This is a genomic window from Anaerosolibacter carboniphilus (genome assembly GCF_014205875.1).
In the GTDB taxonomy this organism is placed as follows: domain Bacteria; phylum Bacillota; class Clostridia; order Peptostreptococcales; family Thermotaleaceae; genus Anaerosolibacter; species Anaerosolibacter carboniphilus.
In genome coordinates, this window is sequence record NZ_JACHEN010000072.1 from 1 (window position 1) to 1,678 (window position 1,678).

A 1,678-nucleotide genomic window follows, 5' to 3' on the forward strand; every position below is an offset into this window, starting at 1 on the left:
AGTTAAAAGAAAAGTTAAATTCTAGTATAGAGCACATGCCGAGCAAATGCAGAACTAAACTCTATTTTTGAGACTAAACATTACTATTAATTTGCTATATAATGACCTTATAGGCATAGTAAAAATGAATTTTGAGCACGCCAAAAGGGCAACTGGATTTAGGGTGTAAGACTAAATTCCACTTGCCTAAGTGTAAGACTAAGTTCTATGCAGTGAAATCTGCCTGTGCCATATCCGTATTATTTCAGCAATTCCGGTCGTAACATTACATCATCAGGGGGGATTTCCTGTAAATGTAAAACGGAATGTAGCTGGTTATTCAGTAGTAGCAGGGACAGCTTGTATGGTGTACAGCCATTCAAGCTGTCCCTTGCTTCGCTATTGATGTGATTCATTAATCGATTAATTTCTTTCTGTGTATATTTATCAAAGGATTTTCCCTTCGGGACAACATGTCTGATATACTGGTGGTTCTTTTCAATCATACCTTTCTGCCAGGAACTATGAGGGTTACAGTAGTAAATTTGTGTTCGGATTTCTCCGTTTTCATCACATTCAAGCCTGAGCCGATCCTGAAATTCGACTCCATTGTCAGTTAGAATCACTGGAAAAAGTGCCTGAAACACTTTAGTTCCAAGGGATTGGGTAAGGTGGTCGAAAACCTTTTTTACACAATCCTGAGTTTTTTCTTCCATCAAAAATATCAGCATCAAAGAGCAATTGCGAAACAGCATCGTAAGAAATACCTTACCACCTTTGGCACCTTCTACGGTATCCATTTCAACGACGGCAGTATTGGGATGTTCTTTGATTAGTTTTTGAAAATCATCATAGGTACGTCCGACCCGGAATTCTCGGACCAAAAGACTGACATGAGTTGACTTTCTTCTTGGCTTATAGCGAACTCTTCGCCGAAGATCGATATTTCTAGCAGAGAATACGGATTTATCAATGTAATTGTAAAGTGTCTTTCGACAGCAAGGTATTTCTGCTGCATGGGTGGAGTAAATATGAGCAATGGATTGTCCTTTTAGCAATAAAGGGGAGACCAATGCATCCAACATGGCAATATCAACCACACTTTGGTTAATTCCTTCTCTGGAAGAAATCAGAGTGTCTCGATAGGTGTCGTCTGCATACTTTGCTGAATAGAAAACTTTCTGTAACAAACAGCTTGGTTTCTTAGAACAGCCATTACATACATAAGGTGGTTTGTTCAATTTCGTGCATTGAGTGGGCTTATAATCGGGGCAGATATCTAAACAACGAAACTTGGGCTTTTGACAGATTTTACAGAACATCGCACAGTTCTCAGAGCACAGATAACGTATTCTACAATCAGATCTGTTGGAACAGGGAATAGCTGGAGCCGTAGGCTTTCTGGTGGCATACTCATGATGTTTACGCACTTCTTTAGAAATCGTACTCGGATCTTTTTGAATCTTTCGGGCTATTTCTGCAAAGGGAATCTGATCATTCAATCCTTTTTCAATAACAATCCTTTGAGATAATGTCAGGTGTTTTTGATTGCCTTTAATTTTTTTGGACATGATAACATCTCCTTCAGCACAGGCAGGCAATCATCTGCACTTTTATTATACTGAAAGAGACGTGTAAGAGTAACATCCATAGGATTGAATTTAGTCTTACAAACTGGAATTTAGTCTTTCACTTTACC

At 38.7% G+C, this 1,678-nt stretch carries 1 protein-coding gene; it reads right to left on the minus strand.

Going from position 1 to position 1,678, the window contains the following annotated elements; all coding sequences use genetic code 11:
- Nucleotides 1-239: 239 nt before the first annotated feature.
- Nucleotides 240-1,550, minus strand: a complete 1,311-nt coding sequence (locus HNQ80_RS25505; protein ID WP_184314085.1) for an IS30 family transposase — start codon at nucleotides 1,548-1,550, stop codon at nucleotides 240-242.
- Nucleotides 1,551-1,678: the final 128 nt, after the last annotated feature.